19 protein-coding genes are annotated in these 22,891 nt (G+C 42.3%); 13 read left to right on the top strand and 6 right to left on the bottom strand.

The window, feature by feature from the left end:
- Positions 1–97 precede the first annotated feature (97 nt).
- Positions 98–655, bottom strand: coding sequence for an elongation factor P (efp, locus tag ACM0OW_RS02015; RefSeq protein WP_414548349.1), 558 nt, complete (start codon positions 653–655; stop codon positions 98–100).
- Between the two features lie 229 nt (positions 656–884).
- Here efp and ACM0OW_RS02010 point away from each other — a divergent pair, with 229 nt between their 5' ends.
- On the top strand, positions 885–2,012 hold the full coding sequence (locus tag ACM0OW_RS02010) for a peptidylprolyl isomerase (protein ID WP_414548439.1): 1,128 nt from the start codon (positions 885–887) through the stop codon (positions 2,010–2,012).
- A gap of 108 nt (positions 2,013–2,120) precedes the next feature.
- Entirely contained in the window at positions 2,121–3,134 is a 1,014-nt protein-coding gene (gene thiL, locus ACM0OW_RS02005; protein ID WP_414548348.1) for a thiamine-phosphate kinase, read from the top strand.
- A gap of 197 nt (positions 3,135–3,331) precedes the next feature.
- On the opposite strand, the gene ACM0OW_RS02000 is transcribed toward thiL, so the two are convergent.
- Together ACM0OW_RS02000 and nadD are read right to left on the bottom strand one after the other, a co-directional pair.
- Positions 3,332–4,345: a type I glyceraldehyde-3-phosphate dehydrogenase gene (locus ACM0OW_RS02000; protein ID WP_414548347.1), complete on the bottom strand. Its 1,014-nt coding sequence runs from the start codon at positions 4,343–4,345 to the stop codon at positions 3,332–3,334.
- Positions 4,346–4,462: 117 nt separating this feature from the next.
- Complete coding sequence (gene nadD, locus ACM0OW_RS01995) at positions 4,463–5,089, bottom strand: nicotinate (nicotinamide) nucleotide adenylyltransferase (RefSeq protein WP_414548346.1); 627 nt, start codon at positions 5,087–5,089, stop codon at positions 4,463–4,465.
- 399 nt (positions 5,090–5,488) lie between these two features.
- Here nadD and murC point away from each other — a divergent pair, with 399 nt between their 5' ends.
- The 4 genes from murC (at position 5,489) to ACM0OW_RS01975 (ending at position 9,238) form a co-directional block, all read left to right on the top strand.
- On the top strand, positions 5,489–6,976 hold the full coding sequence (murC, locus tag ACM0OW_RS01990) for a UDP-N-acetylmuramate--L-alanine ligase (RefSeq protein ID WP_414548345.1): 1,488 nt from the start codon (positions 5,489–5,491) through the stop codon (positions 6,974–6,976).
- Positions 6,977–7,082: 106 nt separating this feature from the next.
- A complete protein-coding gene (murB, locus tag ACM0OW_RS01985) occupies positions 7,083–8,105 on the top strand; it encodes a UDP-N-acetylmuramate dehydrogenase (protein WP_414548344.1) in 1,023 nt (340 codons plus the stop codon).
- 230 nt (positions 8,106–8,335) lie between these two features.
- Positions 8,336–8,683 carry a YbaB/EbfC family nucleoid-associated protein gene (locus tag ACM0OW_RS01980; RefSeq protein ID WP_414548343.1) on the top strand — a complete coding sequence of 116 codons (348 nt, stop codon included), beginning with the start codon at positions 8,336–8,338 and terminating at the stop codon, positions 8,681–8,683.
- 78 nt (positions 8,684–8,761) lie between these two features.
- The gene (locus tag ACM0OW_RS01975; RefSeq protein WP_414548342.1) at positions 8,762–9,238 is read left to right on the top strand and encodes a low molecular weight protein-tyrosine-phosphatase; all 477 of its coding nucleotides are present in this window, start codon (positions 8,762–8,764) and stop codon (positions 9,236–9,238) included.
- A gap of 92 nt (positions 9,239–9,330) precedes the next feature.
- On the opposite strand, the gene ACM0OW_RS01970 is transcribed toward ACM0OW_RS01975, so the two are convergent.
- Positions 9,331–10,014 carry a response regulator transcription factor gene (locus tag ACM0OW_RS01970; protein WP_414548341.1) on the bottom strand — a complete coding sequence of 228 codons (684 nt, stop codon included), beginning with the start codon at positions 10,012–10,014 and terminating at the stop codon, positions 9,331–9,333.
- A gap of 615 nt (positions 10,015–10,629) precedes the next feature.
- On the opposite strand from ACM0OW_RS01970, the gene smpB reads away from it, so the two are divergent.
- Together smpB and ACM0OW_RS01960 are read left to right on the top strand one after the other, a co-directional pair.
- Positions 10,630–11,097 (top strand): SsrA-binding protein SmpB, encoded by a 468-nt coding sequence (gene smpB, locus ACM0OW_RS01965; RefSeq protein ID WP_414548340.1) that lies wholly within the window; start codon positions 10,630–10,632, stop codon positions 11,095–11,097.
- A 133-nt stretch (positions 11,098–11,230) separates the two neighbouring features.
- Positions 11,231–11,506, top strand: a complete 276-nt coding sequence (locus tag ACM0OW_RS01960; RefSeq protein ID WP_414548339.1) for a WGxxGxxG family protein — start codon at positions 11,231–11,233, stop codon at positions 11,504–11,506.
- Between the two features lie 241 nt (positions 11,507–11,747).
- Here ACM0OW_RS01960 and ACM0OW_RS01955 read toward each other — a convergent pair whose 3' ends face one another.
- Together ACM0OW_RS01955 and ACM0OW_RS01950 are read right to left on the bottom strand one after the other, a co-directional pair.
- Positions 11,748–13,169, bottom strand: coding sequence for an IctB family putative bicarbonate transporter (locus ACM0OW_RS01955; RefSeq protein WP_414548338.1), 1,422 nt, complete (start codon positions 13,167–13,169; stop codon positions 11,748–11,750).
- A 337-nt stretch (positions 13,170–13,506) separates the two neighbouring features.
- Entirely contained in the window at positions 13,507–15,060 is a 1,554-nt protein-coding gene (locus ACM0OW_RS01950) for a histidine kinase dimerization/phospho-acceptor domain-containing protein (protein ID WP_414548337.1), read from the bottom strand.
- A 770-nt stretch (positions 15,061–15,830) separates the two neighbouring features.
- On the opposite strand from ACM0OW_RS01950, the gene ACM0OW_RS01945 reads away from it, so the two are divergent.
- From ACM0OW_RS01945 to ACM0OW_RS01925, 5 genes are all read left to right on the top strand, one after another.
- The gene (locus ACM0OW_RS01945) at positions 15,831–16,988 is read left to right on the top strand and encodes a DegT/DnrJ/EryC1/StrS family aminotransferase (RefSeq protein WP_414548336.1); all 1,158 of its coding nucleotides are present in this window, start codon (positions 15,831–15,833) and stop codon (positions 16,986–16,988) included.
- A 48-nt stretch (positions 16,989–17,036) separates the two neighbouring features.
- A complete protein-coding gene (gene crtB, locus ACM0OW_RS01940; RefSeq protein WP_414548335.1) occupies positions 17,037–17,936 on the top strand; it encodes a cyanoexosortase B in 900 nt (299 codons plus the stop codon).
- Positions 17,937–18,149: 213 nt separating this feature from the next.
- The gene (locus ACM0OW_RS01935; protein WP_414548334.1) at positions 18,150–18,872 is read left to right on the top strand and encodes a cyanoexosortase B system-associated protein; all 723 of its coding nucleotides are present in this window, start codon (positions 18,150–18,152) and stop codon (positions 18,870–18,872) included.
- 150 nt (positions 18,873–19,022) lie between these two features.
- Complete coding sequence (locus tag ACM0OW_RS01930; protein ID WP_414548333.1) at positions 19,023–20,399, top strand: polysaccharide biosynthesis/export family protein; 1,377 nt, start codon at positions 19,023–19,025, stop codon at positions 20,397–20,399.
- 293 nt (positions 20,400–20,692) lie between these two features.
- A complete protein-coding gene (locus tag ACM0OW_RS01925) occupies positions 20,693–22,855 on the top strand; it encodes a GumC family protein (RefSeq protein WP_414548332.1) in 2,163 nt (720 codons plus the stop codon).
- The last annotated feature ends 36 nt before the right edge of the window (positions 22,856–22,891 follow it).

Below are 22,891 nucleotides of genomic sequence, written 5' to 3'. Positions count from 1 at the left end.
CCTCGACCTAACCGTAAATCAAAATTTTAAGTTTGGCAGGGATTTAATCCCTAATATAGGGATTTTAATCATAATTGGTTCTAGTAAAAGAACAAACTTATTCTCTGCCGAGATATTTATCTTCACGAGTATCAATTTTGATACGTTCGCCTTGAGCAACAAACAACGGCACCATGACAGTTGCTCCTGTTTCCAGGGTAGCTGGTTTCGTTCCACCTGTAGCCGTATCACCTTTGATCCCTGGATCTGTTTGGACAATTTCCAACACAACAGAGTTGGGTAGTTCCACTTCTAGCACTTGCTCACCCCAACGAATCACGTTGACTTCCATACCTTCCTTAAGGTATTTGACGCGATCGCCAATTTGCGCCACGCTTAATCTGTTCTCTTCGTAGGTTTCCATATCCATAAAGACAAGCTCTTCACCCTCTTTATAAGTATGCTGCATCGTGCTTTTTTCCAGATTCGCTTGAGGTACTGTTTCCCCAGCTCGGAACGTTTTTTCCACAACGCTGCCATTTTGGACACTTTTGAGTTTTGTCCGTACAAAGGCAGATCCTTTGCCTGGCTTAACGTGGAGGAATTCGATCACTCGCCATACATTCCCGTCTAATACAATTGACACACCGGGACGAAAGTCGTTACTAGATATCATGAAGCTTTCAAATTTGGGAAGACAATCGGCATTTATTGTACCCTTCAAGGGTCGTAATTAGTCATTAATCGTCAAGATATAACTTAAATGATTGAGGACTAGGGGCTGGGGAATAGGGACTGGCAGGGAATTTGAGTTAATTTTTCCATCCCTGATTCTGAATTACCCCATTACTCAGCACTCGTACTGTGGGAAGATGATGGATGGGTTAAGCCTAGTCAACAATTTCATGTTGCATTTGAGTTATTTCATCATGTTTAACATATTAAAATCCTGGCTGAAAAACAGCCTAATGGCAATATTGTTAGTAACAATATTTTTAGGCATAAGTACAGCTGGCTGGACTCCTCCTAGTAACGCCGCCCTGCCAGCTGGAAATGCCATTACTGAGGGCAAGGCTTTATTAAGGTATGCACTCCCCATAGACAATAAACCAGTGCGGCGATTGCAAGCCAGTTTAGAAGATATCGCTACTCAACTGCGGGCAAATCGACGGTGGGGTGCTATGTCTAGCGACCTGAAAACAGCCTCACGCATTCTCGATAAACCTACCCAAATCCTAGCAAGTGTTCCTGAAGAACGCCAACCCCAAGCCGAAGCATGGATTGCTGAGTTAAAATCCGGCGTAGATTCACTCCAAGAAGCAGTCAAAATTAAAGACAAAGAACAAATTCTCGAAGGTAGAAACAAACTGCTGGATATAGTCACCCAGTTAGAAGAGTCAATGGTGACAGAATTCCCCTTTGAAGTCCCTGCTCAGTTCTCTAACCTCCCTCAACTCAAAGGTCGGGCTACAGTGGCAATGAAGACCAACAAAGGCGACCTCACTATGGTAGTCGATGGTTATAGCGCCCCCGTCACAGCGGGCAACTTTGTAGATTTAGTCCAGCGAGGTTTTTATGACGGCTTAGAATTTACCCGTTCTGAAGAATCTTACGTCCTGCAAACCGGAGACCCACCGGGAAAAGAAGTCGGTTTTATAGATCCTAAAACTAAAAAATACCGTGCTGTTCCTTTAGAAGTCTTGGTTGAAGGCGACGAAGAACCCACCTATGGCATTACTCTCGAAGAAGCTGGGCGTTATCTGGATATGCCGGTTTTGCCTTTTTCTTCCTTTGGCGCATTGGCGATGGCTCGCCCTGAAACGGAAGCAAATGGAGGTTCCTCGCAATTTTTCTTCTTTTTGTTTGAGCCAGAACTCACTCCGGCGGGAAGAAACTTGTTAGATGGTCGCTATGCCGTTTTTGGTTATCTCACCGAAGGCAAAGAAATCTTGGATAAACTCAAAGAAGGTGACAAAATTGAATCGGCAACTGTGATTCAAGGAATAGAAAATTTAGTTCAGCCACAAGCATAAAAGATGGTTTGTTGAATGAGACGCGATGAATCGGGTCTGTACAAGAAAATGTAGATATGAGCGTTTGAGGAGTGGTTGATTCATACTCCTCTTTTTTTTTAATGACTAATGACTAAAGTTAAAGATATTGGCGAACAAGGTGTTTTAGCAAAATTGCAGCGTTTCTGTCCCCCAGGAATGATTGGCGATGATGCAGCAGTACTTTTAACTGCACCAGATAAATCTTTAGTAGTTACCACAGATGTCCTTGTTGATGGCGTGCATTTTAGCAATGTCACCACATCGCCAGAAGATGCTGGTTGGCGGGCTGTGGCTGCTAACTTATCCGATTTGGCAGCAATGGGGGCTGATCCTCTAGGAATTACCGTGGGTTTGGGATTACCTGGGGAAGTTCTGGTGAGTTGGGTTGAGAAACTATACGAGGGAATGACAGAATGCCTCCAGAAATATAATACCGTAATTGTGGGCGGTGACATTGTGCGATCGCCTGTAACAACTATTTCTATTACCGCCTTTGGTCAAGTTGATCCTCAGAGAATTATCCGACGTTCTGCGGCTCAAGTGGGTAATGCGATCGCTGTCACAGGTGTTCATGGAGCATCCCATGCTGGCTTACAGTTGCTCTTGCATCCCGAATTAAAGCACAACCTCACCGAAACCGAACACAGGACACTCATCACAGCCCATCAGCGTCCACAACCAAGATTAGATGTTTTACCCATACTCTGGGAAATTCTCGCATCCTACCCCCCATCTCCCCATCTATCTATTGCTGGCATGGACAGCAGCGACGGCTTGGCAGATGCGGTTTTGCAAATTTGCCGTGCGAGTGGTGTTGGCGCTGTCCTAGAAGCCAGCAAAATGCCCTTACCAGCAACTTTTAACCACTGGCTAACAGCAGAAAAATCTCTAGAATATGCCCTTTATGGCGGAGAAGACTTTGAATTAGTGCTGTGCTTACCAGAAGTTCTCGCCCAGAATTTAGTGACAAAACTCGGTGAAAGCGCCGCCATAGTTGGAACTATTACAACAGGTTCCCAAGTAATACTGCACGACCAACAACAAAAATTCCCCGACCAAGTTTTAACTCTGGGTCAGGGATTCCAACATTTCACGCATTGACACTCTCTCCATCACACCCGTAGGGTTGATGGGAGTCCTCTTGCTATATTTAGATAGCCCATAGTGAGCCATTGTAGAGACGTTGTATACAACGTCTCTACATTCTGTTTCAGAGATGACTAATGACCAAGTAATGAAGTAACTGGGTTCATACTCAGCACTCAGCACTCAGAAAGGCACTCAGCACTTTACTAGAACTAAGCCCACTTTGTAGCTACTAGTTCTGCCAAATCTAGAACTCGTTGGCTGTAACCCCACTCATTGTCATACCAAGCCATCACTTTCACCATGTCATTCCCCATGACTATGGTCAAGCTGGAATCGATAATGGAAGAAGCATCAGAACCTTGATAATCGGAAGATACCAATTGTAATTCGCTGTAGTCCAAAATGCCTTTAAGGGAACCTTCTGAGGCATCTTTGAGCGCTTGATTAACTTCTTCAGTAATAGTACGCTTCTCAACTTGAACTACGAAATCTACCATTGAGACGTTTGGGGTAGGTACACGTAAAGCCACACCATTCAGCTTACCTTTGAGGTCTGGGATTACCAGAGCTACTGCTTTTGCCGCACCAGTGGAGGTGGGGACAATGTTAATAGCTGCTGCCCGCGCCCGTCGCAAATCCCGGTGAGAAGCGTCTAGCAAGCGTTGGTCGCCAGTGTAGCTGTGAGTTGTGGTCATCGTGCCTTTGATGATCCCAAATTTATCGTTCAACACTTTGGCTATAGGAGCCAAGCAGTTGGTAGTACAGCTGGCGTTACTAATGACGTGGTGCTTGTTGTGGTCATAGTCGTGATGATTCACGCCCATAACAAAAGTGCCATCCTCGTTTTTACCAGGAGCAGTGATCAGAACTTTTTTGGCTCCACCATTTATATGCTTCTGTGCGCCTTCTCGACTAGTAAATACGCCTGTTGCTTCGATAATCAGGTCAATTTCCCACTCTTTCCAAGGCAAGTTTTCCGGATTGCGATCCGATACGCATTTGATGGTTTTACCGTTAACGATAATGGAATTATCATCGGCGGTAATGTCAGCATTCCTTAACTTCCCAAGCATTGAGTCATACTTTAGGAGGTGTGCATTGGTTCTAGGGTCTGATGTGTCGTTAATAGCTATCAGGTCAATGTTGCTATTTTCTCTGCCTACCCAGCAGCGTGCAAAGTTACGTCCAATACGCCCAAAACCGTTGATTGCGACTCTAATCACAGTGTATTACCCTCTGTATTTATGCCTATAAATTGATATCTTTGAACCCAATCATATCGCAAAGGGGGAGGGTATTAATAACCATAAACTGTTTGATCAATAAAAAAATCACATATTTTATTCAGATTTACCTGAGTAAAGGCTGTGAGTCGTGATGTAGGATCTGACCAATTCTGGCACTAAATAGCGAATTGACTGGCATTCACGGCAAAGTTTACGAATTAGACTTGACGAAATTCCTACTAAAGGTATATTCAATAATTGCCAGTCAATAGTAAAAGACTGCTCTTTTAGTTGTTGCTCCACTTGCTTGCAGATTTGCTCACTTTGAGCTATAGTCTCACCACCTAGCAGTCGGGGTGCGATTAACCAATCACACATTTGTGCTACTTCGTGTCCACGGTACCAACGGGGTAAGGTTCTAAATGTATCCAAACCAACAATCCAGTACCAGTGAGTATTTGTATAACAACTAGATAAGTCCATCAAGGTATTGATGGCATAAGAAGTCCCTGAGCGTTTGGCCTCTACTAGGGAGACAGTAAATGCTGGGTTTTCTCTTGTCGCTAGTTTTAGCATTTCCCCACGATGTTCAAACAAAACTGCTGTTTTATGAGGAGGGTTGAATGATGGCACCCAAATAACCTTTTCCAGGGGTACTTGAGACAAAGCCGTTTGGGCTACGAGTAAGTGTCCCCAATGAATGGGATCAAATGTACCGCCAAAGATTCCTATTCGCTGCATTCACTCATGCCTAAAGTTTATTTGATTTACCAAAACTTTAATACAAATATACTATTATGCTCAATTTGTGCCACATAGACGTTGCTACATTTTCAAGGAGTTTGACTACCAATGTATTACTGTAGCCAACACGAGTAAGGAATTGAGAAAGATGTATTTCAAACTACAAGATTTTCTGTCCCGATGCGGCCTAAAGGTGCAGAATAATCTTTATAACAGTTCAGAAATAGCAAAAACCTCCAACAAAGGTAAAATCATTCTCAATCAGCAAAACAACAGAGGAAAATAATCCAAAGGTTAGGTATAAACAAGATGCAAGGACAGTTACAGTAAAAATCAAATTCCTGTTATGATACGCGTGTCATTTGTGATTATGGTGTGGTGTAAGAGGACTAATCAATGAGTAATTATGTAGATTTTAATGGCAGACCATTTCATTTCATTGGTATTGGTGGCATAGGTATGTCTGCCCTAGCTTATGTTTTGGCAAAGCGTCAAATACCAGTATCAGGTTCTGATCTTCGTCCAAGTCATATTACGCGAAAGTTGGAATCCATCGGCACCCATATTTTTGGCAGACAAGAGGCCAGTAATCTTGAATTCTTTCGCTCCAGTGAATCAAGTGATCGAGTATTATTAACCTCACAAGAAATATTAGCTACTGCTAGCAAGTCAAACTTGCCCCAAGTAGTTTGTTCAACAGCAATTAATGCCAATAATTTGGAATATAAAGCAGCACTAGAATTAGGCTGTCCAATTTTACATCGTTCAGATGTACTAGCTGCTTTGATTACAGATTACTATAGCATTGCAGTTGCAGGTACTCACGGTAAAACTACTACCAGTAGCATGATTGGCTATATGCTGTTAGCAGCTGGTTTAGACCCCACAATTATTGTTGGTGGTGAAGTTGATGCTTGGGAAGGAAATGCTCGATTAGGGCAAAGTAAGTATCTGGTGGCTGAGGCTGATGAATCGGATGGTTCCTTGGTGAAACACGCCCCAGAAATTGGCATTATTACTAATATTGAACTGGATCATCCTGACCACTACGACACATTAGAAGAAGTAGTTAACATCTTCCAAAAATTTGCCGATGGTTGTCAGACTCTTATAGGTTGTATTGATTGTGACACAGTGCGCGAGTTGCTACACAATGCCGGAGGCGATCGCCTCAAACCGACAATTACCTACAGCCTCAACCCAGAAAGCAACGCCGATTATACCGCTACGAATATTGACTATCGCGCTGATGGTACTACAGCCCTAGTTTGGGAAAAAGGCAAAGCCTTGGGAGTATTGAAATTGCGGTTACTCAGTCGGCATAATCTGAGTAATGCTCTGTCAGCCGTAGCTGTTGGTCGAGCCTTGGGTTTAGAATTCGGTGCGATCGCCAAAGGTATTGCCACATTTGAAGGAGCCAGACGACGCTTTGAGTTGCGGGGAGAAGTTGGTGGTATTACCTTCATTGATGACTATGCCCACCACCCCAGTGAAATCCGCGCTACTCTTGCTGCTGCACGTCTCCAAGCCAGACCAGAGCAAAGAGTTGTAGCGATTTTCCAACCCCATCGCTATAGTCGCACATTGACTTTTTTGACAGAATTTGCCGAGTCATTTACTCATGCTGATGTAGTGGTGCTGACTGATATTTATAGTGCCGGCGAACCCGATTTAGGGCAAATTAGCGGTGAACAACTAGCAGCAGAAATAGCCAAATTTCACCCCAAAGTACTTTATCAACCTAATCTGCCTTTAATGAGTGAGTTCTTGCGGCAAACCCTACGTCCTGGGGATTTAGCACTATTTCTAGGTGCTGGGAATTTAAATCAGGTAATTCCTGAAGTAATTAATATACTTTGCGAACCTGCTACGGCTACATCCTAGATGTGGGAAATATTGCAGTTTCCCTCTAGGAACGATTCTATCGATTGATATTATTGCTGTATTTTTACGGCAGTTAAAAGTAAAAATTTCACAAATTTACGTAAAGATGAAAATTTCCCAGGCAGCTGGAAATGTCTGCACAATTTTTGCTTCAACTACACAGAAGCAGGAAACAGAAGATTCAAGTGATAGTAAAATAATTTACTTAAAAGGTACAGATTGTGCTATCAAAGCCCAAGCCTCCTTATCTGCATTTACTTCTTATAGAGTTGGGGGAGCTGCGGAATGGTACGTTGCCCCTCGGAATTTAGAAGCATTGCAAGCTAGTGTTGAATATGCGAAAGAACATGGATTACCTGTAACAACATTAGGTGCAGGTTCTAACCTGTTAGTAAGCGATCGCGGTTTACCAGGTTTAGTAATTTCTACTCGTCATCTGCGCCATAGCTACTTTGACCCCCAAACAGGTCAATTAACTGTAGCGGCGGGAGAATCAATTCCCACCTTGGCATGGGAAGCAGCTAAATTAGGTTGGCAAGGATTAGAATGGGCTGTTGGTATCCCTGGAACTGTTGGGGGTGCTGTAGTCATGAATGCTGGGGCGCATAATAGCTGTATCGCAGATATGTTAGTTAGCGCCGAGGTACTTTCTCCTGATGGAACCTTAGAAACTCTGACCCCTGCCCAGATAGGTTACAGCTATCGCTCTTCTTCACTCCAAAGTAGCGAATCTTCCACAGAAAAGGGTAGCCAACGCATTGTTACCCAAGCCACCTTTCAACTCCAACCAGGTACTGACCCAGCAATAGTTCTGGCAGTAACCAAGCAACACAAACAACATCGACTAAGTACCCAGCCCTACAATTTCCCTAGCTGTGGCAGCGTGTTCCGCAACCCTACACCTTATGCGGCTGGGTGGTTAATTGAACAAACAGGTTTAAAAGGCTACCAAATTGGTGGGGCGCAAGTAGCACTACTACACGCCAACTTTATTGTCAATCGTGGCGGGGCTAAGGCCAGCGATATTTTCGCTCTGATTCGTCATATCCAGCAGCAAGTCAAAGAACATTGGTCGATTTGCTTACAGCCAGAAGTAAAAATGATCGGTGAGTTTCTAGCGGCTGGTTAAGGTAGGGGGAAGAGGCAGGGAAGAGGAGAGCAGGAAGCCGGGGTGAGTTGGAAATTAGTTTATACTTATTCTGCTGAACAACCGTTGTTTTTTCCCCTGAACCCTTTCCCCTGCCCCCTTTCCTCTTCTTGATACGCAGCATTAATTATTGGGAATAAAATAGGCAAATCACCGAGCGCATCTATAATTGAATGTGATTTGTTATTCAACGCATACGCGAACAATCAGTTATGACAGGAAAAGGACAGGGATTCGGTTTTGGTTTGGGAAAAATGAGAGAACTCGCGGACGCTTTTAAAAAGGCGCAGCAAGTTCAAGAAGGCGCTAAACTGCTTCAAGAAGAATTGGAGCAAATGGAAATCCAGGGAGAATCCGGTGGTGGATTAGTTAAGGTGATTGTCAGTGGCAACCAAGAACCCAAGCGGGTAGAAATTGCCCCAGAAGCTCTAGCACAAGGCGCAGAGTTACTTTCTGACCTCGTGACCGTGGCGATGAAAGATGCCTACACCAAGTCCACTGCAACAATGCGGGAACGTATGGAAGACTTGACTAGCGGTTTGGAACTACCTGGATTTTAGTCATTAGTCATTAGTCATTAGTCATTAGTCATAAACTATTAGACTGATGACTGTGGACTTTTGACCTGTAAAATATTTATGCCTTACAAGTTGCTGTTTGTCTGTCTGGGGAACATCTGTCGTTCACCATCAGCAGAAAACATTATGAATCATCTCATTGAGCAGGCTGGCTTGAGCGATAGCATCCTCTGTGAATCTGCTGGTACATCTAGTTATCACATAGGTAGCCCACCCGACAGACGCATGAGTGCTGCTGCTAGTGCAAAGTTGGGAATTAAACTGCTTGGTCAGGCTCGGCAACTGCAAAAATTAGACTTTCAGAACTTTGATATGATCTTGGCGATGGATCTAGAGAATTATGATAATATCCTTGCTCTTGATTTAACTGGGCAGTATCACCACAAAGTTCACCTGATGTGTGGTTTTTGCTCTCGCCACACTCTTAAAGAAGTTCCAGACCCTTACTACGGTGGAGTAGAGGGTTTTAATCAGGTTATAGATTTACTTCTGGATGCTTGTGAAGGTCTACTCCAACACGTTAGAGGAGAGTGCTGAGTGCTGAGTGGGTAGGGACGGGTTTAAACAGTCGGTCTGTGGTTCATCGAAATCCTTCGTAAACCCGCCCTTACAGGAGTGGGGAGTAAACGCTATTCCACTAGCCCATGTTTAATAGCAAAACGCACCAGTTCGGCTCGGTTACTGGTAGCAGTTTTTCTTAATAAACTGCTTACATACTTTTCTACTGTTCTTGGACTCAAGTGCAGTTGATGTCCCATATCAGCATTAGAAAAACCATGAGTCAACAGTTCTAAAACTTCTTGTTCTCTAGATGTCAAGGATGCTAACAACTGGGATTGCCGAATATTAGTTGATGAAGAATTTGGGTTTTCTACCTCTTTTGTAGGTACGAAGCTGCCCAAATTCTCTTTATGAGAAAAGCGGTACTCAGATTGAATAATTTGCGATCGCTCTAAAAGATTACGAATTGCTGCTGCTAACTCCTCTAGTTCAAAAGGCTTAGGTAAGTATAAATCGCAACCCGACTGGTAGCCCAAAATTCTTTCCTGGGTCTTGGTGCGTGCTGTTAATAAGATTACAGGTAATAACCTAAATGCTGGTTGCTGGCGGACTCGACGTACCAGTTCATAGCCGTTCATTCGTGGCATAATGATATCAGTGACGATCAAATCAGGATGGTAATTATCTACCATTACCAAGGCTTCTTGACCGTCATTAGCTGTCACCACAGAGTAACCAGACAGTTCCAGATAATCACTAATAGAGAGACGAGTTCCCAGGTCATCATCTACAACAAGAATAGTCAAGGGCATGGACAATACACCCCTAGCATTTTTTTACTCAGAAATTTATTTATACGAGCTACAACAGTAAACACAGGCAGAAATAGTGTCCTTATGTTTCATACTATGACAGGATTACCAGCTAATGACTGCCCGGAGGTTGATTTATGAATAAAATCTTAAATCATGAGAAAATATTCACAAAGCGTAACACAATTTGGGTAAAAAATGTAAAAAAACTACATTTAGCTTTTTAATTCTTCACAATTAACCCATATATACAAAAAATACTGACTGTAGTGTAAATTAATATTTAATTTGTCATAATTTTTCTGCAACCTTCGCCCTTGAGAAATAAAAGTTAAAATAAAAGATTATAGAATCACACTTGCTGTCACATTTACGAATTATCATGTTTTTCTAAAAATTCCCAAGTTAGTCAATTGATTTTGGAGTTTGGAGTTTGGAGTTTGGATTGACCTCTACCACCAGGGTTCGAGGCTTAGGAATTTGGGATTACTCAATTTTGGATTTCAATCTAAAACACTCGCTGCGTTGCTTCGGCGGCGCTAACGGCAACCTAAAATCTAACATTGGCACAGTCCCAATATTTTGCAGCACATTTAAAGCACACAAATTTTTTCAATGAGCGAAAAGAGTCAAAGTTACAAAGTCATTAGTGACAACCGTCAAGCCCGTTATTTGTATGAAATCCTAGAAACCTTTGAAGCTGGGGTTGAATTGGTAGGAACAGAAGTGAAATCGATTCGCGCCGGGAGAGTCAATCTCCAAGATGGTTATGCTTTGATTCGCAATGGCGAAGCATGGCTAATCAACGTTCATATCTCTCCTTATAACGCTAGTAGTCAATATTTTAATCATGAAGCACGTCGCACCCGCAAACTGTTACTACATAGCCGAGAAATTCGTAAGTTAATTGGCAAGGTAGAACAGGAGGGTTTAACACTTGTACCTTTAAAAATGTACCTCAAAAGAGGGTGGGTAAAAGTAAGTATAGCCCTTGGTAAAGGTAAAAAACTCCATGACAAACGCGAATCCCTGAAACGAAGACAAGATCAACGTGATATGCAACGGGCGATGAAAACTTATTAGATATGGAAACTATGTTCTATATCTTCGGTGTGAGTTTAGATAAAGCCCAGTTTATAGCCGCAGATTGATTTGATTAGTTATGGGACTCGATACAGTGGTGAATGACGTTGGAAGAGATTAAGAGATTTTCACCATGACACGTAATTTTACCAAAGCAGTTAGCGCTGGTTTTCTCACTTTGAGTATGGCCATGCTGCCTTTAACTCTACCTGTAAATGCCCAAGTTACTGACCCCAGAGTTGAAACTGTACCGAGGACTACAGTTTACGAACGCCAAGATTTCGATTGGGGTTGGTTAGGATTAATTGGTTTATTTGGTTTAGCTGGTTTAGCTGGGAAAAAGCGTGGTGGCGAACCTACTGCTTATCGTGAGCCGACTAGTACTGGAAGTACAACATATAGAGACTAAGCTATTTATAGCAAAGTACTGAGTGCTAAGTGTGGGATGCTGAGTGCTGAGTGCAAACCCAGTTGCTCCAAGACTTTGTGAAATTAACAGTGTCTTCACCGTCTCGACGGTAGCGATACATGGACTACACCACGTTAAGTTACCAGAATTCAGAATGACCGACAAAAGCCGATTTGATTTTCAGGAGCTACAAATCCCAACTGGATTGTGGCTCCTGAATTCTGCTATTTTTTGCAAATTTTTAGCTTGCGGTAGGTTCTCCGTGATTAAAATCTTGAATTTGATTTTGAGCTATAGGTGTCCAATAACTAGCAATTAAAGCTACCATTAGCCACCAAAGGCTATTGACTTCAGGACGAAACCAAATAGTATCAACAATACCGTGAGCCAACATCCCCGCCACAGTAGCCAATGCTCCAATCAACCAAAATCCCTCCACACTTCTAGATTGGCGCAATCGTCGCATTTGTATAAATGCGTTATTGAAGATCACAATTATCAGCCACAGGAAACAGGCTAAACCCACAAAACCAGTTTCTACAGCTATTTCTAAAAAAACCGAATATGCACTTAAAGCCGTAAAACGAGGGCGTTGGTAGAGGGGATAGATTTGATTAAAAGAATTGTGTCCAGGGCCAATTCCAATAATTGGGCGATCGCGAATCATCTCGAACACAGCATCCCAAACATTTCTGCGAAAATTATTACTGCTATCTTGGCGATCTGCAAAAATACTCAAAACTCTCAGGCGGACTGGTTCGACAAATATGACTGCTAGTAACAATAAGCCAATCATACCTCCCAAAATAATTGGTAGTGACCAAGTACGCCAAAAAGGCGGCATTTGCACACTCCACCAATAAACTAATAAGGCGATCGCAGTCAATACACCCACCACTAGACCAATCCAGCCACCACGACTAAATGTCAGCACCAAACAAGCAGCATTAGCAATAAACATCGTTAACGCTAAAGCCTTCTTAATCCAGCTTTGCCAAGCAAAAATAGCCACCAAGCTGAAAATTACTGCTGGTACAAGATATCCAGCCAATAAGTTAGGATTACCCAAATAACTATAAACCCTGGTGGTCTTAGCCAGAGGAGATTGGGGATCTACCCAAGTTGCCAGTGCAGTAGCACCAAAAAACCATTGCCGCAATCCGTATATACTCACGATTAAAGATACGTGTAAATACAAGATAATCAGCCAAGACCGTAAGCGAGGCGATCGCAATACTCTCGCACAAAGGGCAAACAGCAATAGATAAAGTGTCAATACGACCAAATCTTTAAACGCTGCCTGTTTGACTGGTGACAATGCAGCAGAAACTACCGCAATTGCCCAGTAAAGTAACACCAGCAGATGAATGGGGGTAAATAACGGCGTACTTGATGGTGCAGAGTCATCAGATAAAGTCAACAGTAGCCAAAACCCCACACAAGCTACTAACAATAATCCTACTAGGCTACTCGATACAAAGGGGGCCAGAGCATACACCAGGCTGAGTAAAGCCACGGCGATTACGTCTCCCCACTGCATTAAGATGCTACTTTGCCGCCAAGAGTGCAATATCCCCACCAAAAAACGGTGTAAGTAGCTTGTAGCAAGATATTGTTTCAGAGGTAAATAAGATAAAGTAAATCTTTGCCAAACTAAATTCATAAACGCAGTTTCTCTTCACTTAGCACATCCGCGCAGAACGTAATAACGTAAATTCCAAATTGGGATTAACACTGCAATTTTACTCGCGTCTGGTTGATGCTATGCGAAGAATTCTTGGTAGTCTTTTCACTCCCAACTCAGCACTCGGTGTCCGAGCGGGTTTACTAAGGATTTCGACGAACCACAAACTGACTGCTTTAACCCATCCCTACCCACTCAGCACTCAGCACTCGGTGTCCGGGCGGGTTTACTAAGGATTTCAACAAACCACAGATTGACTGCTTAAACCCGCCCCTGCCCCTACCCACTCAGCACTCAGCACTTAGAAAGGCACTCATTAATCAGAACCGTTGATTTCTGAAGCAGCAACCATCTGTAATGGCAAAGACATCACATAGCGGTGTCCTGATTCCGGTGAACCTTGAATCAAAATTTGTCCCCCGTGAAGTTCTGCCAGCTGACAACTCAGCAACAAACCCAAGCTTTCACGCGTTAAGTTACTATGATCTCCAGATAAACCCTGCTCAGAACTCATCATGAATGTGTTTAACTGGGAATCATTCAAATTCATTGTTTTTTCCATTCCCACAGGTATCACTAACTCCTCCTCACTTTCTGGAGAATTGCTGTAGGTTGCAGCGTCGCCTTTTAATTCAACCTTGGACAACGAATTTAGATGAAAATAGGAGTCAACCTCAGTCATCCCATCTCCTAGCCAAGGATGAGAGACCCAAACAGTAATATTCAGCGTATTTTCCTTATAAGAAACATGAATACGGACAATACTACCTGTAGCAGAAAGTTGACTGACACTAAAAATTAAGTGATATAAAATTTGCCGCACTTTGTCTTTATCCAAAAGCCAAATGCGGCTGTGTCCTGGTTCTATGGACAGGCGCATATTTTGTTCCCGGCGGTTAGCGGCCTCTTCTAGAGTATTAATAACTTGTTTACAAAGCATTTCAATATCTACAGGGGCTATATTCAGCACCGAGGTGTTTTCATCCAATATTCCCAGTTCAGCCATTTCGTTGACTAAAGAGAGTAAGTATCGACCACTATGTTGAATGATGTCCAAATATTCTCTTTGTTTCATTGTCAAAGGCCCATAAATCTCACGTCCTAAAACGCTAGCCATGCCTAGTACAGATGTTAAGGGTGTACGTAACTCTTGAGTTATCTGTCCCAAGAGTTGCAGTTTTATTTGCTTAGTAGAACTAGATTCTTTTTCTAAATTAGCTGGGGTAGCTTTTATGCCAATTGTGCGTTGATCATTGAGTGATTTCGTGGCTGCGTTTTGTGAATTAGTTTTTTCGGTATTTTTTTGCAGCACCATGAGGTTGCGCTCAAATTCACTCATACACCAACGAGCTATTATTTGTAAAAATTCAATATCGCGAGTTGTAAATTTACGTGGTACTAGATCCATGACTGCCAATGCACCCAAGCAATTCCCTGAAGCATCAATCAGTGGTGCGCCTAAGTAGGCACGGATGCCATAATCCTGTACTAACTTACCATTTCTCAATAATGAATTCGGAAGTTTATGGGTATCATTTATTGCATAAACTTGTAAGGTCTCGACCACTTGGGTGCAAAAAGACTCGTCGCGTAACAGCTGACGGTTTTGTGCTAGATGATTCATTAGCCCTAGCCTAGATAAACCCACTGCTGACTTGAACCAATGACATTCTTGGTCTACAAATCCCAATATGGAAATTGGCGCTTCTAAGGAGTGGGCCGCAGTTTGAGTGGCTTCTTCAAACACCGGAATTGTTTCTGGTTGCCGCAAACCTAATTCAGACAATGCTTCTAGGCGATGTTCCTCGGTAAATTCTTGAGAAACCCAACCATCTTTAAAGCCAAACAATTTGTTTTCAGGCTCTACCATTACCATTGCTACCTTGATATTTTTCAATCTTGTAATTTATATAACCCCTGTGTCTAGGGTTATGATTTCTATTTTTAAGCATTCCCCAATTTTGCTCTTAATCAACAAGCTGTGAACAAAAATTTTATATCTCATTGGTGAACAGCTAGTGTAATTTGCCTTATTTGAGGTTTTGATGGCAAATAGCGTTATTTTTTATCTGGGATAAGGGTAGTATAAGACTAAATACAAAAACAAACAAAAAATTCATCTCACTTTTACACTGCAACCCCTGTAAAATGGCTGTTAATTTCAGCGTTGATGTTGGAAGTGTTGATGCTTTCTTTGTACTTAAATATAGATATGTGCTGCCCAAATAGGCAGTTACGTCAATCTTCTTCCGGTTGTACAGATAATCTTGTTTAAGGAACCGCAACGGATAAAAAGAGTTTTCAAAAAAAGCAGAACGCGGATGTTCATCAATTAATCTGGGATTGCTGCGTATGAAATACGTCACTAAATTAATATTAAACTGAGATATTTTATATAAATATTTACAAACTTATATAAAACTTAGGGCTTTTTTTACGTATTTTTACTTGAAATTACTAAAATATTTATTTTCTGTATACAATACAATCGTCGTATATAAACAATAAACCAGTTTATGTAATAAAATTTATCAACCAAATAAATACTTTATTTAGACTTTACTATTACTTCATCAGTAAAGGCTTGTATTGGTAGTCAAAAATTTGATATCTATTTTTGAAGATAGCTAACAAAAAAATATGAATAGTAACATTCCTTTTGTAGACCTGAATTTACAACACCAGCCGATTGAACATCAACTGCAACAGGCAATACAGGCTGTATTGGCACAGGGAGATTTTATTTTAGGGAAAGCCCTGACAGATTTTGAAACCGCTTTTGCCGCAGCATCTGGGACAGAATATGGTGTAGGTGTGGCATCTGGAACCGATGCGATCGCTCTCGGTTTACAAGCGTGTAATATTGGTGTTGGAGATCAAGTGATCTTACCGGCTAACACCTTTGTGGCCACGTTGATTGGAGTTTTACGAGCTGGGGCCAAGCCTGTTCTTGTAGACTGTGACCCGCAAACAGCTTTAATTGATTTAGAAGCAGCTGCAAAAGCAATTACCCCACACACTAAAGCAATTATCCCCGTACATCTCTATGGGCAGATGGTATCACCGCAACAGCTTTTAGACTTGGCAGATACCTATAAATTACTGATTTTTGAAGATGCAGCCCAGGCACATTTAGCCGAAAGAGAAGGATATCGCGCTGGTTCCGTAGGTATAGGTGCGGCTTTTAGTTTTTATCCCAGCAAAAATTTAGGTGCATTTGGGGATGGAGGAATGCTGCTGACCGGAGATTCGGATGTCGCGCAGAAGATGAAACGCTTGCGAAATTATGGTTCATCCCAAAAGTATTTTCATGTAGAACCAGGGACAAACAGTCGTTTAGATACATTGCAAGCAGCAGTGTTATTAGAAAAACTACCACATTTGCCGCAATGGAATCGCGATCGCCTGACTATCGCCCAGCAGTATGATCTTGAACTAGCACCCTTAGCATCGGCTGGGATTATTCCGATGCAAAACCATAGCAGCACCGGACACGTTTATCACCTGTATGTGATCAAAATTGATGATTCTTGTCCTCTAGAACGCCAGCAAATCCAAGACAAACTCACAGCAGTGGGAATTCAAACCGGGATTCACTACCCCATTCCTTGCCATCTACAACCAGCTTTCACCGACTTAGGCTATCAACCAGGCGACTTTCCCCAATCTGAAAAGCTCGCAAATCAAATACTGTCCTTACCCATGTACCCAGGCTTAAGCAGTAACCAAATCAAAAATGTTGTAGCGGCAATTACATCTGCTCTCAGTGACGAACCAAAGAAGCTATTATGTATTTAATTTACATTCTTTAGTTCGGTAATTCAGTAATTGACATTGATTTAAATCATGGTACTTCGGCAACAGCTAAAACAAAGAAACACAGGACAATTGCTCAACATAGCAATTTTGGGATTTTTGGTACTGCTATATGCGCCTGTCTTGCTTCACTGGCTGGATGGTTGGCTAAACAAAAGCATTAGTCTCGAACACGAATACTTTAGCCACGGTATTATCGGTCTCCCATTTGCGGCTTACCTAATTTGGTTAAACCGTAAAAAGTGGCATCGTCTGGAAGATAAAACCCATCCTTTAGGTGCTGTTTTACTGTCAATAGGAGGAGTCTTTTATCTGAGCGGTGTTCCAGAGTGGGTTAATATTTCCCTACCGACAATACTCATAGGTTTGTGCTTCTGGTTCAAAGGCATAGCTGGTTTCCGACTGCAAGCATTTGCTTTGCTGCTGATATTTTTAGCAACTCCAACTGCCTTACCCTACCTCCTCGTTCCCTACACCTTACCTCTGCAAAGCTTCATTGCTGGTACAGCAGGCTTCATCCTGAATCAATTGGGAATGGAAGTAGTTGTGGATGGCATCAATATATATGTCAATGGACGCATTGTCGAAGTTGCTCCCTATTGTGCGGGGCTAAAAATGTTGTTTACTACTTTTTACGTCAGCTTGATGCTGCTTTATTGGACGGGTGCATTATCTTCCCGCCGGACTACTACTTGGTTTTTATCTTTTGCCCTACTCCTTAGTGTTATTGCCAATATCATTCGCAACACTTTACTGAGTTTCTTTCATGGCACTGGTCGCGAAGCAGCTTTTAAATGGCTACATGACAGTTGGGGTGGAGACCTTTACTCTGCTTGTCTGCTGCTGTTATTAGTACCCTTACTGAATTGGATGAATAACTATTTTTCTCCAAGTCTAGAACTTCAGGAATCAGGCGAAATTGCTGAATAAGGAATTAACCAATGCTTCCTCAATGGTACAAGCCACACAATTTATTTATGGGATAAATCCGAAATTTAAAATCCCACATTGTATGACCAATAGAAGGGAAAAGACTTGCCAAAATTTCCCTTCTGCTCCTCCTGTTACACTCAGCAATTTGATCCAAAAACTTTCGGATCATGGTTTCAAAAATATCTGGCGTAAATATGGTAATTTTTCCGAATGAAGCCCTTATCTAAGTTTTTCCAAAAAAAGCAATTGACTTATGTATCAGTGCTTTTATTGCTACTATTCCTATTGCTAATTAAAGGAGTTCCTGGATACCTGACAGGACGCTGGCAATGGAAACAACCACCACCTGTTCCCAACCTAACAGCATTGAGGAATATACGTCAAATCGGAATCACCCTTCCTAATTGGCAAACTGTTGAACAAGCAGAACAATTGGTAGGCACAAGTAAATGGTCATTACAAATTTTGCAGCAACAAGATACTCAAAATCGGGCAATATTACTTTTGCATCCACAAAACGGTCCAAAAGATCAACCCGAAGTGGAATGGACTGATATTAATAGCTGGGGAAAAAATCGCTGGCAGCGATGGGATATAGCTCAATTTCGCTCTGCGAAATTTACTGTCAAACACCCCCCCCAATTGAGTAAAAATACTGAATCTAAAGTGGAAGCAAGGTTCTTTCGCGTCTCTACCCAGCAGGAAACCTTCGCCGTCTTACAATGGTATGCAACGCCAAATGGTGGAAATTCTTCACCATTTCGGTGGTTTCTCAAAGATCAATTGGCACAATGGTCTCAAACTCGCGTTCCTTGGGTTAGTGTCAGTATCCTGATTCCGATGGAACCTTTAGGGCAAGTGGAAACTACTTGGGCTTTAGCTCAGTCTATTGGTGAAACAGTACAAGCTACATTGATGACTAGTCATTTTTAGAAAAATTCACAAGTGCGTTTGTGCAGCAACAATCAAGCACAAAATTATAAGCGTCACTATTCAGTTAAAGATTTAAAATATCTTCAGAGTAAAATCATCAACCGGTGGGATTTACTTTGAACTCAGTTTTACCAGGATTCTATTTCTAATATGCGTGCATCATTCAGCGCCCTATATTTTGTTAGTTTTCAAGTAAGTATTTTTTTGACAACTGCGGTTCAACCTGTTACTGCCCAACCTTTATCGTCTTCGAGAAATTTGATAGGGCAATTATTACCGACTCGGCCATCCGATGCGGTTAAAGTACAACCACCGTTACAACCACCTTCCCCTCCACTCAGTAATGAGAGTTTGAATAACGAGGTTTCCCCTCAACTCAACCGCTATCTTTTGGGTTCTGGAGATGTGATTAACGTTGCGTTTCAGCGCCCACCTGGCCCCTATCGCTTAGGCCCCGGAGATACAATTAGCGTTGCAGTGCAACGTTTCCCTGATTTGAGTTTTCAATCCTCAATCAATCCAGAAGGCAATATTATTGTGCCGCTACTTGGCACGTTGTCGCTACAAGGTTTAACCTTTGAAGAAGCACAAGAAAAAATTCGAGTGTCGCTGGATCGTTTTGTCATTGATCCTGTAATCGTTTTATCTTTAATAGGGCAGCGTCCAGATTCGAGTTTTCAAGCTCAAATTGATTTAGAAGGCAATATAGTTGTTCCGCAGGTGGGAACAGTCTCTTTACAAGGCTTGAGTTTAAATGAAGCACAAGAAAAAATTCGTTTGAGTTTAAGCAGTATTTTGGTGGAACCGCTTTTGGTGGTGTCACTAGCAACACCACGACCAGTTCAAATTAGCATTAGCGGTGAGGTGTTTCGACCAGGAATTTATCCTGTTAATTCCGCAACACCCCGTGTTGCTGATGCTCTATTTATCGCTGGTGGTTCTACAGTGACGGCAGACCTACGGCAAGTGCAAGTCCGTCGGCGGTTGATTGATGGTTCGGTGATTTCACAAACTGTTGACTTGTATGCAGTATTGCAAAATGACGGGTCAATACCAAGCTTACGCTTACAAGATGGAGATGCGGTTATTATCCCACGTCAAGAGATTGGTACTAATGACGGTTACGATCGCAACTTAGTTGCTCGTTCATCCTTAGCTGTACAACAAATTCGCGTCCGGGTTTTAAATTACACTTCTTCGGGAATAGTGACTCAAGCATTACCTAATGGCAGTACTTTTATCGATGTTTTAGGAGGAATAAATCTAGATAGTGCTAATCTTCGGGACATTGCCCTAGTTCGCTTCGATGCTGAACAAGGTAGAGCTGTAACCCAAAAATTGGATGCGAGAAAGGCTCTGGCTGGCGATGCATCTCAAAATGTGCCACTTCAAGATAATGATGTAATTGTTGTAGGACGCAATTTAGTTGGGAGACTTTCTAATCTTCTTAATACCATTACACAGCCTTTTTTCAATATACGCTCTTTCCTGAATTTCTTTGAAAACTTTGGTGGTAGTGGTAGGTAATTCGTAATTCGTAATATTTCCTATGGCTAACGCCACGCTGCGCTATCGGAAACGCTGCGCGAACGTAATTCGTAATTCGTAATGGGGGAATAGCATGGGGTTCATGGGTGTGGGGTTGATTTTTGCCAAGCTGTATTCTGGAACCACTATCTAATTTGTCAGTCAATAAAGAGTCTAAAACCTCTACCTATACATAACGCCAAGAATTGAGTTTTACAAGTAGTTTATGTATTAGTCGGTGTTCAAATCCAGGTCGAGAACAGTGTTCAATTTTAAATTTTGAATTGTTTATTATGACTCCACCAATTGTTAAGCGCTATTTAATTGCTTTTGAGAAATATAAATGGATTGGATTGGGCAGTTTTGCTTTAATACTTGCAGGGTCAACAATTGTGGCGACACAGCCAGAACCACCACCCAGCTACGTAGCAGATGCCGCACTTGCTTACACTAATCCACCAGTTTCCTTTTCGGCGACTGGTAGTGAAATTCAAAAACAAGGGCAAGAACTGACTCAGCAAGTTTTGCTGTCAGACCAGATAATTGAACGTGTAGCCGCGAAAGTCAGTGTAAAACCAAACATTATTGGGGCAAATGTAGCTCTGCGTCTACCGGACAGAAGTCCGACAGGACAACGGCAATCCTCAATCATTGAGTTAAAATATCAAGATACTGACTCTAAGCGATCGCAGCAAGTTTTGCAGGAATTAATGCAAGCGATGATTGCCCTGAGTGGTGAGATTAATAGTGGGCGATTAAACGCAATTATTGAAAAAATTAATGAGCGCTTACCGCAGGCGAAATCAGAACTGGAAGCAGCAGAACAAAAGCTTGAACAGTATGACCGCCTGGAGCGTCCGGCAATATTGGCGGCTGAGAATGGTAGTTTGCTGGGTGCAGTAACTAGTAGTCAAAATCAGCAAAGGTCAATTCAACTAACTATTGCCGGAATTGATGCCCAAATTCGCAGTTTGCAAGACAAGTTGGGTTTAACTGTGGCACAAGCCTATGTTTCTTCGGCGTTGAGTGCCGATCCCATTCTTTCTAGCTTGCGATCGCAAATCTATCAAATAGAATCACAAATAAGTTTACTCAGTAAAGATTTCCGACCTGAAAATCCCACCATGATTCAATTGGTGCGTCAGAAGCAATCTATTGAAGAATTGCTGCAACAACGCGCTGCTGAGGTAGTAGGAGGAGGGGGTAATGCGGCTCCTCTACCTGGTGGGGGTGTTTCCGGTATCCGCGCCCAAAGCAACTTAGACCCAGCTCGACAACAACTGGCTAATCAGATGGTAGCTTTGGAAACCCAAAAAGAAACACTCGAACAACAATTAGCTCAACAAACTAGAGAAGAAGAGCGATTGCGGCAAGAGTATTCTCAAATACCCAACAAGCAACTAGCGCGATCGCGTTTAGAACAGGAATTAGGACTGAAAAAAGCGATTTTCGACCAAATGCAGTCTAAGCTGGCCGACTCTAAAGCCGCAGAAGCAGAAACAGTTACTAGCTTAACAATTGCCAGAGCGCCTAAGGTTGTCAGTAATGCCACTAAACCTCAGAGTGTGCCTCTGACTTTAGGTATTGGTGGTTTATTTGGATTGCTAGTTGGTGGTGGGGTAATATTTTTGTTGGGTTCCCTGGAAGGCACTTTCAAAACCAAGGAAGATATCCGCGACAGCCTCAGACAAAGGGAAGTTGCTCAGTTGGGAGAACTGCCGTTAATGCCTGTTGATGATTTGGATACAACAGCTTTGCCTGTAGTACTTTCCCCTGATTCTCCCTATTTGGAGTTTTATGAAAAGTTTCGCAGCAATTTGCGTCGGATTGGTGGTCGAGATTTCAAAGTGCTATTGATTACTAGCACTAGCAGCCAAGAAGGTAAGACAGTCAGTGCTTATAACTTAGGTATCGCTTCTGCCCTAGCTGGTAAAAGAACCTTGATCATCGAAACAGACTTGCGATCGCCTTCTCATGCTTCATCCTTGAATGTTACCCCAGATTCCGATGCCAGTTTTGAACCCCTGCGCTACTATGCCAGATTGAATGAATGTGTTCGTTTAGTTCCTGATGTGGAAAATTTATACATTATTCCTAGCCCTGGTCCTTTGCGTCAATCTGCCGCTATTCTTGAATCAAGCGAAATGCGAAGGCTGATAGAGGATGTCAGGGAACGCTTTGATTTAGTAATTTTAGATACTAATGCCCTCAGTTTATCCAACGATCCTTTGTTAATCCAACCCTATAGCGATGGCATAGTATTAGTAGCTCGTCCCAACCGTACACAAGAAAATATGTTAGGAGAAGCTATTGACCAATTAGTTGAAGCTGAACTGGGCTTGTTAGGAGTAATTGTCAATGGTGCTGATATTTTCGTGTCCTCACCTCCGCCTGTCTTACCTGAAGAAGAAGCCTTAATTTTTCCAGAAGTTTCAGCCAGTGTGAACCAGAATTGAGTGCTGAGTGCTGAGTTTTGCTATATGACTTATCAC

It is taken from the genome of Anabaena sp. CCY 0017, from assembly GCF_963920885.1.
Taxonomy (GTDB): Bacteria; Cyanobacteriota; Cyanobacteriia; order Cyanobacteriales; family Nostocaceae; genus Nodularia.
This window is presented reverse-complemented; position numbering and strand designations above follow the sequence as displayed.

What these genes read in the sequence shown, in the direction of transcription:
- efp (WP_414548349.1), bottom strand. Translation starts at nt 655, where the DNA reads ATGATATCTAGTAACGACTTTCGTCCCGGTGTGTCAATTGTATTAGAC.
- ACM0OW_RS02010 (WP_414548439.1), top strand. Translation starts at nt 885, where the DNA reads ATGTTGCATTTGAGTTATTTCATCATGTTTAACATATTAAAATCCTGG.
- thiL (WP_414548348.1), top strand. Translation starts at nt 2,121, where the DNA reads ATGACTAAAGTTAAAGATATTGGCGAACAAGGTGTTTTAGCAAAATTG.
- nadD (WP_414548346.1), bottom strand. Translation starts at nt 5,089, where the DNA reads ATGCAGCGAATAGGAATCTTTGGCGGTACATTTGATCCCATTCATTGG.
- murC (WP_414548345.1), top strand. Translation starts at nt 5,489, where the DNA reads ATGAGTAATTATGTAGATTTTAATGGCAGACCATTTCATTTCATTGGT.
- murB (WP_414548344.1), top strand. Translation starts at nt 7,083, where the DNA reads ATGAAAATTTCCCAGGCAGCTGGAAATGTCTGCACAATTTTTGCTTCA.
- ACM0OW_RS01980 (WP_414548343.1), top strand. Translation starts at nt 8,336, where the DNA reads ATGACAGGAAAAGGACAGGGATTCGGTTTTGGTTTGGGAAAAATGAGA.
- ACM0OW_RS01975 (WP_414548342.1), top strand. Translation starts at nt 8,762, where the DNA reads ATGCCTTACAAGTTGCTGTTTGTCTGTCTGGGGAACATCTGTCGTTCA.
- ACM0OW_RS01970 (WP_414548341.1), bottom strand. Translation starts at nt 10,014, where the DNA reads ATGCCCTTGACTATTCTTGTTGTAGATGATGACCTGGGAACTCGTCTC.
- smpB (WP_414548340.1), top strand. Translation starts at nt 10,630, where the DNA reads ATGAGCGAAAAGAGTCAAAGTTACAAAGTCATTAGTGACAACCGTCAA.
- ACM0OW_RS01960 (WP_414548339.1), top strand. Translation starts at nt 11,231, where the DNA reads ATGACACGTAATTTTACCAAAGCAGTTAGCGCTGGTTTTCTCACTTTG.
- ACM0OW_RS01955 (WP_414548338.1), bottom strand. Translation starts at nt 13,169, where the DNA reads ATGAATTTAGTTTGGCAAAGATTTACTTTATCTTATTTACCTCTGAAA.
- ACM0OW_RS01950 (WP_414548337.1), bottom strand. Translation starts at nt 15,060, where the DNA reads ATGGTAGAGCCTGAAAACAAATTGTTTGGCTTTAAAGATGGTTGGGTT.
- ACM0OW_RS01945 (WP_414548336.1), top strand. Translation starts at nt 15,831, where the DNA reads ATGAATAGTAACATTCCTTTTGTAGACCTGAATTTACAACACCAGCCG.
- crtB (WP_414548335.1), top strand. Translation starts at nt 17,037, where the DNA reads ATGGTACTTCGGCAACAGCTAAAACAAAGAAACACAGGACAATTGCTC.
- ACM0OW_RS01935 (WP_414548334.1), top strand. Translation starts at nt 18,150, where the DNA reads ATGAAGCCCTTATCTAAGTTTTTCCAAAAAAAGCAATTGACTTATGTA.
- ACM0OW_RS01930 (WP_414548333.1), top strand. Translation starts at nt 19,023, where the DNA reads ATGCGTGCATCATTCAGCGCCCTATATTTTGTTAGTTTTCAAGTAAGT.
- ACM0OW_RS01925 (WP_414548332.1), top strand. Translation starts at nt 20,693, where the DNA reads ATGACTCCACCAATTGTTAAGCGCTATTTAATTGCTTTTGAGAAATAT.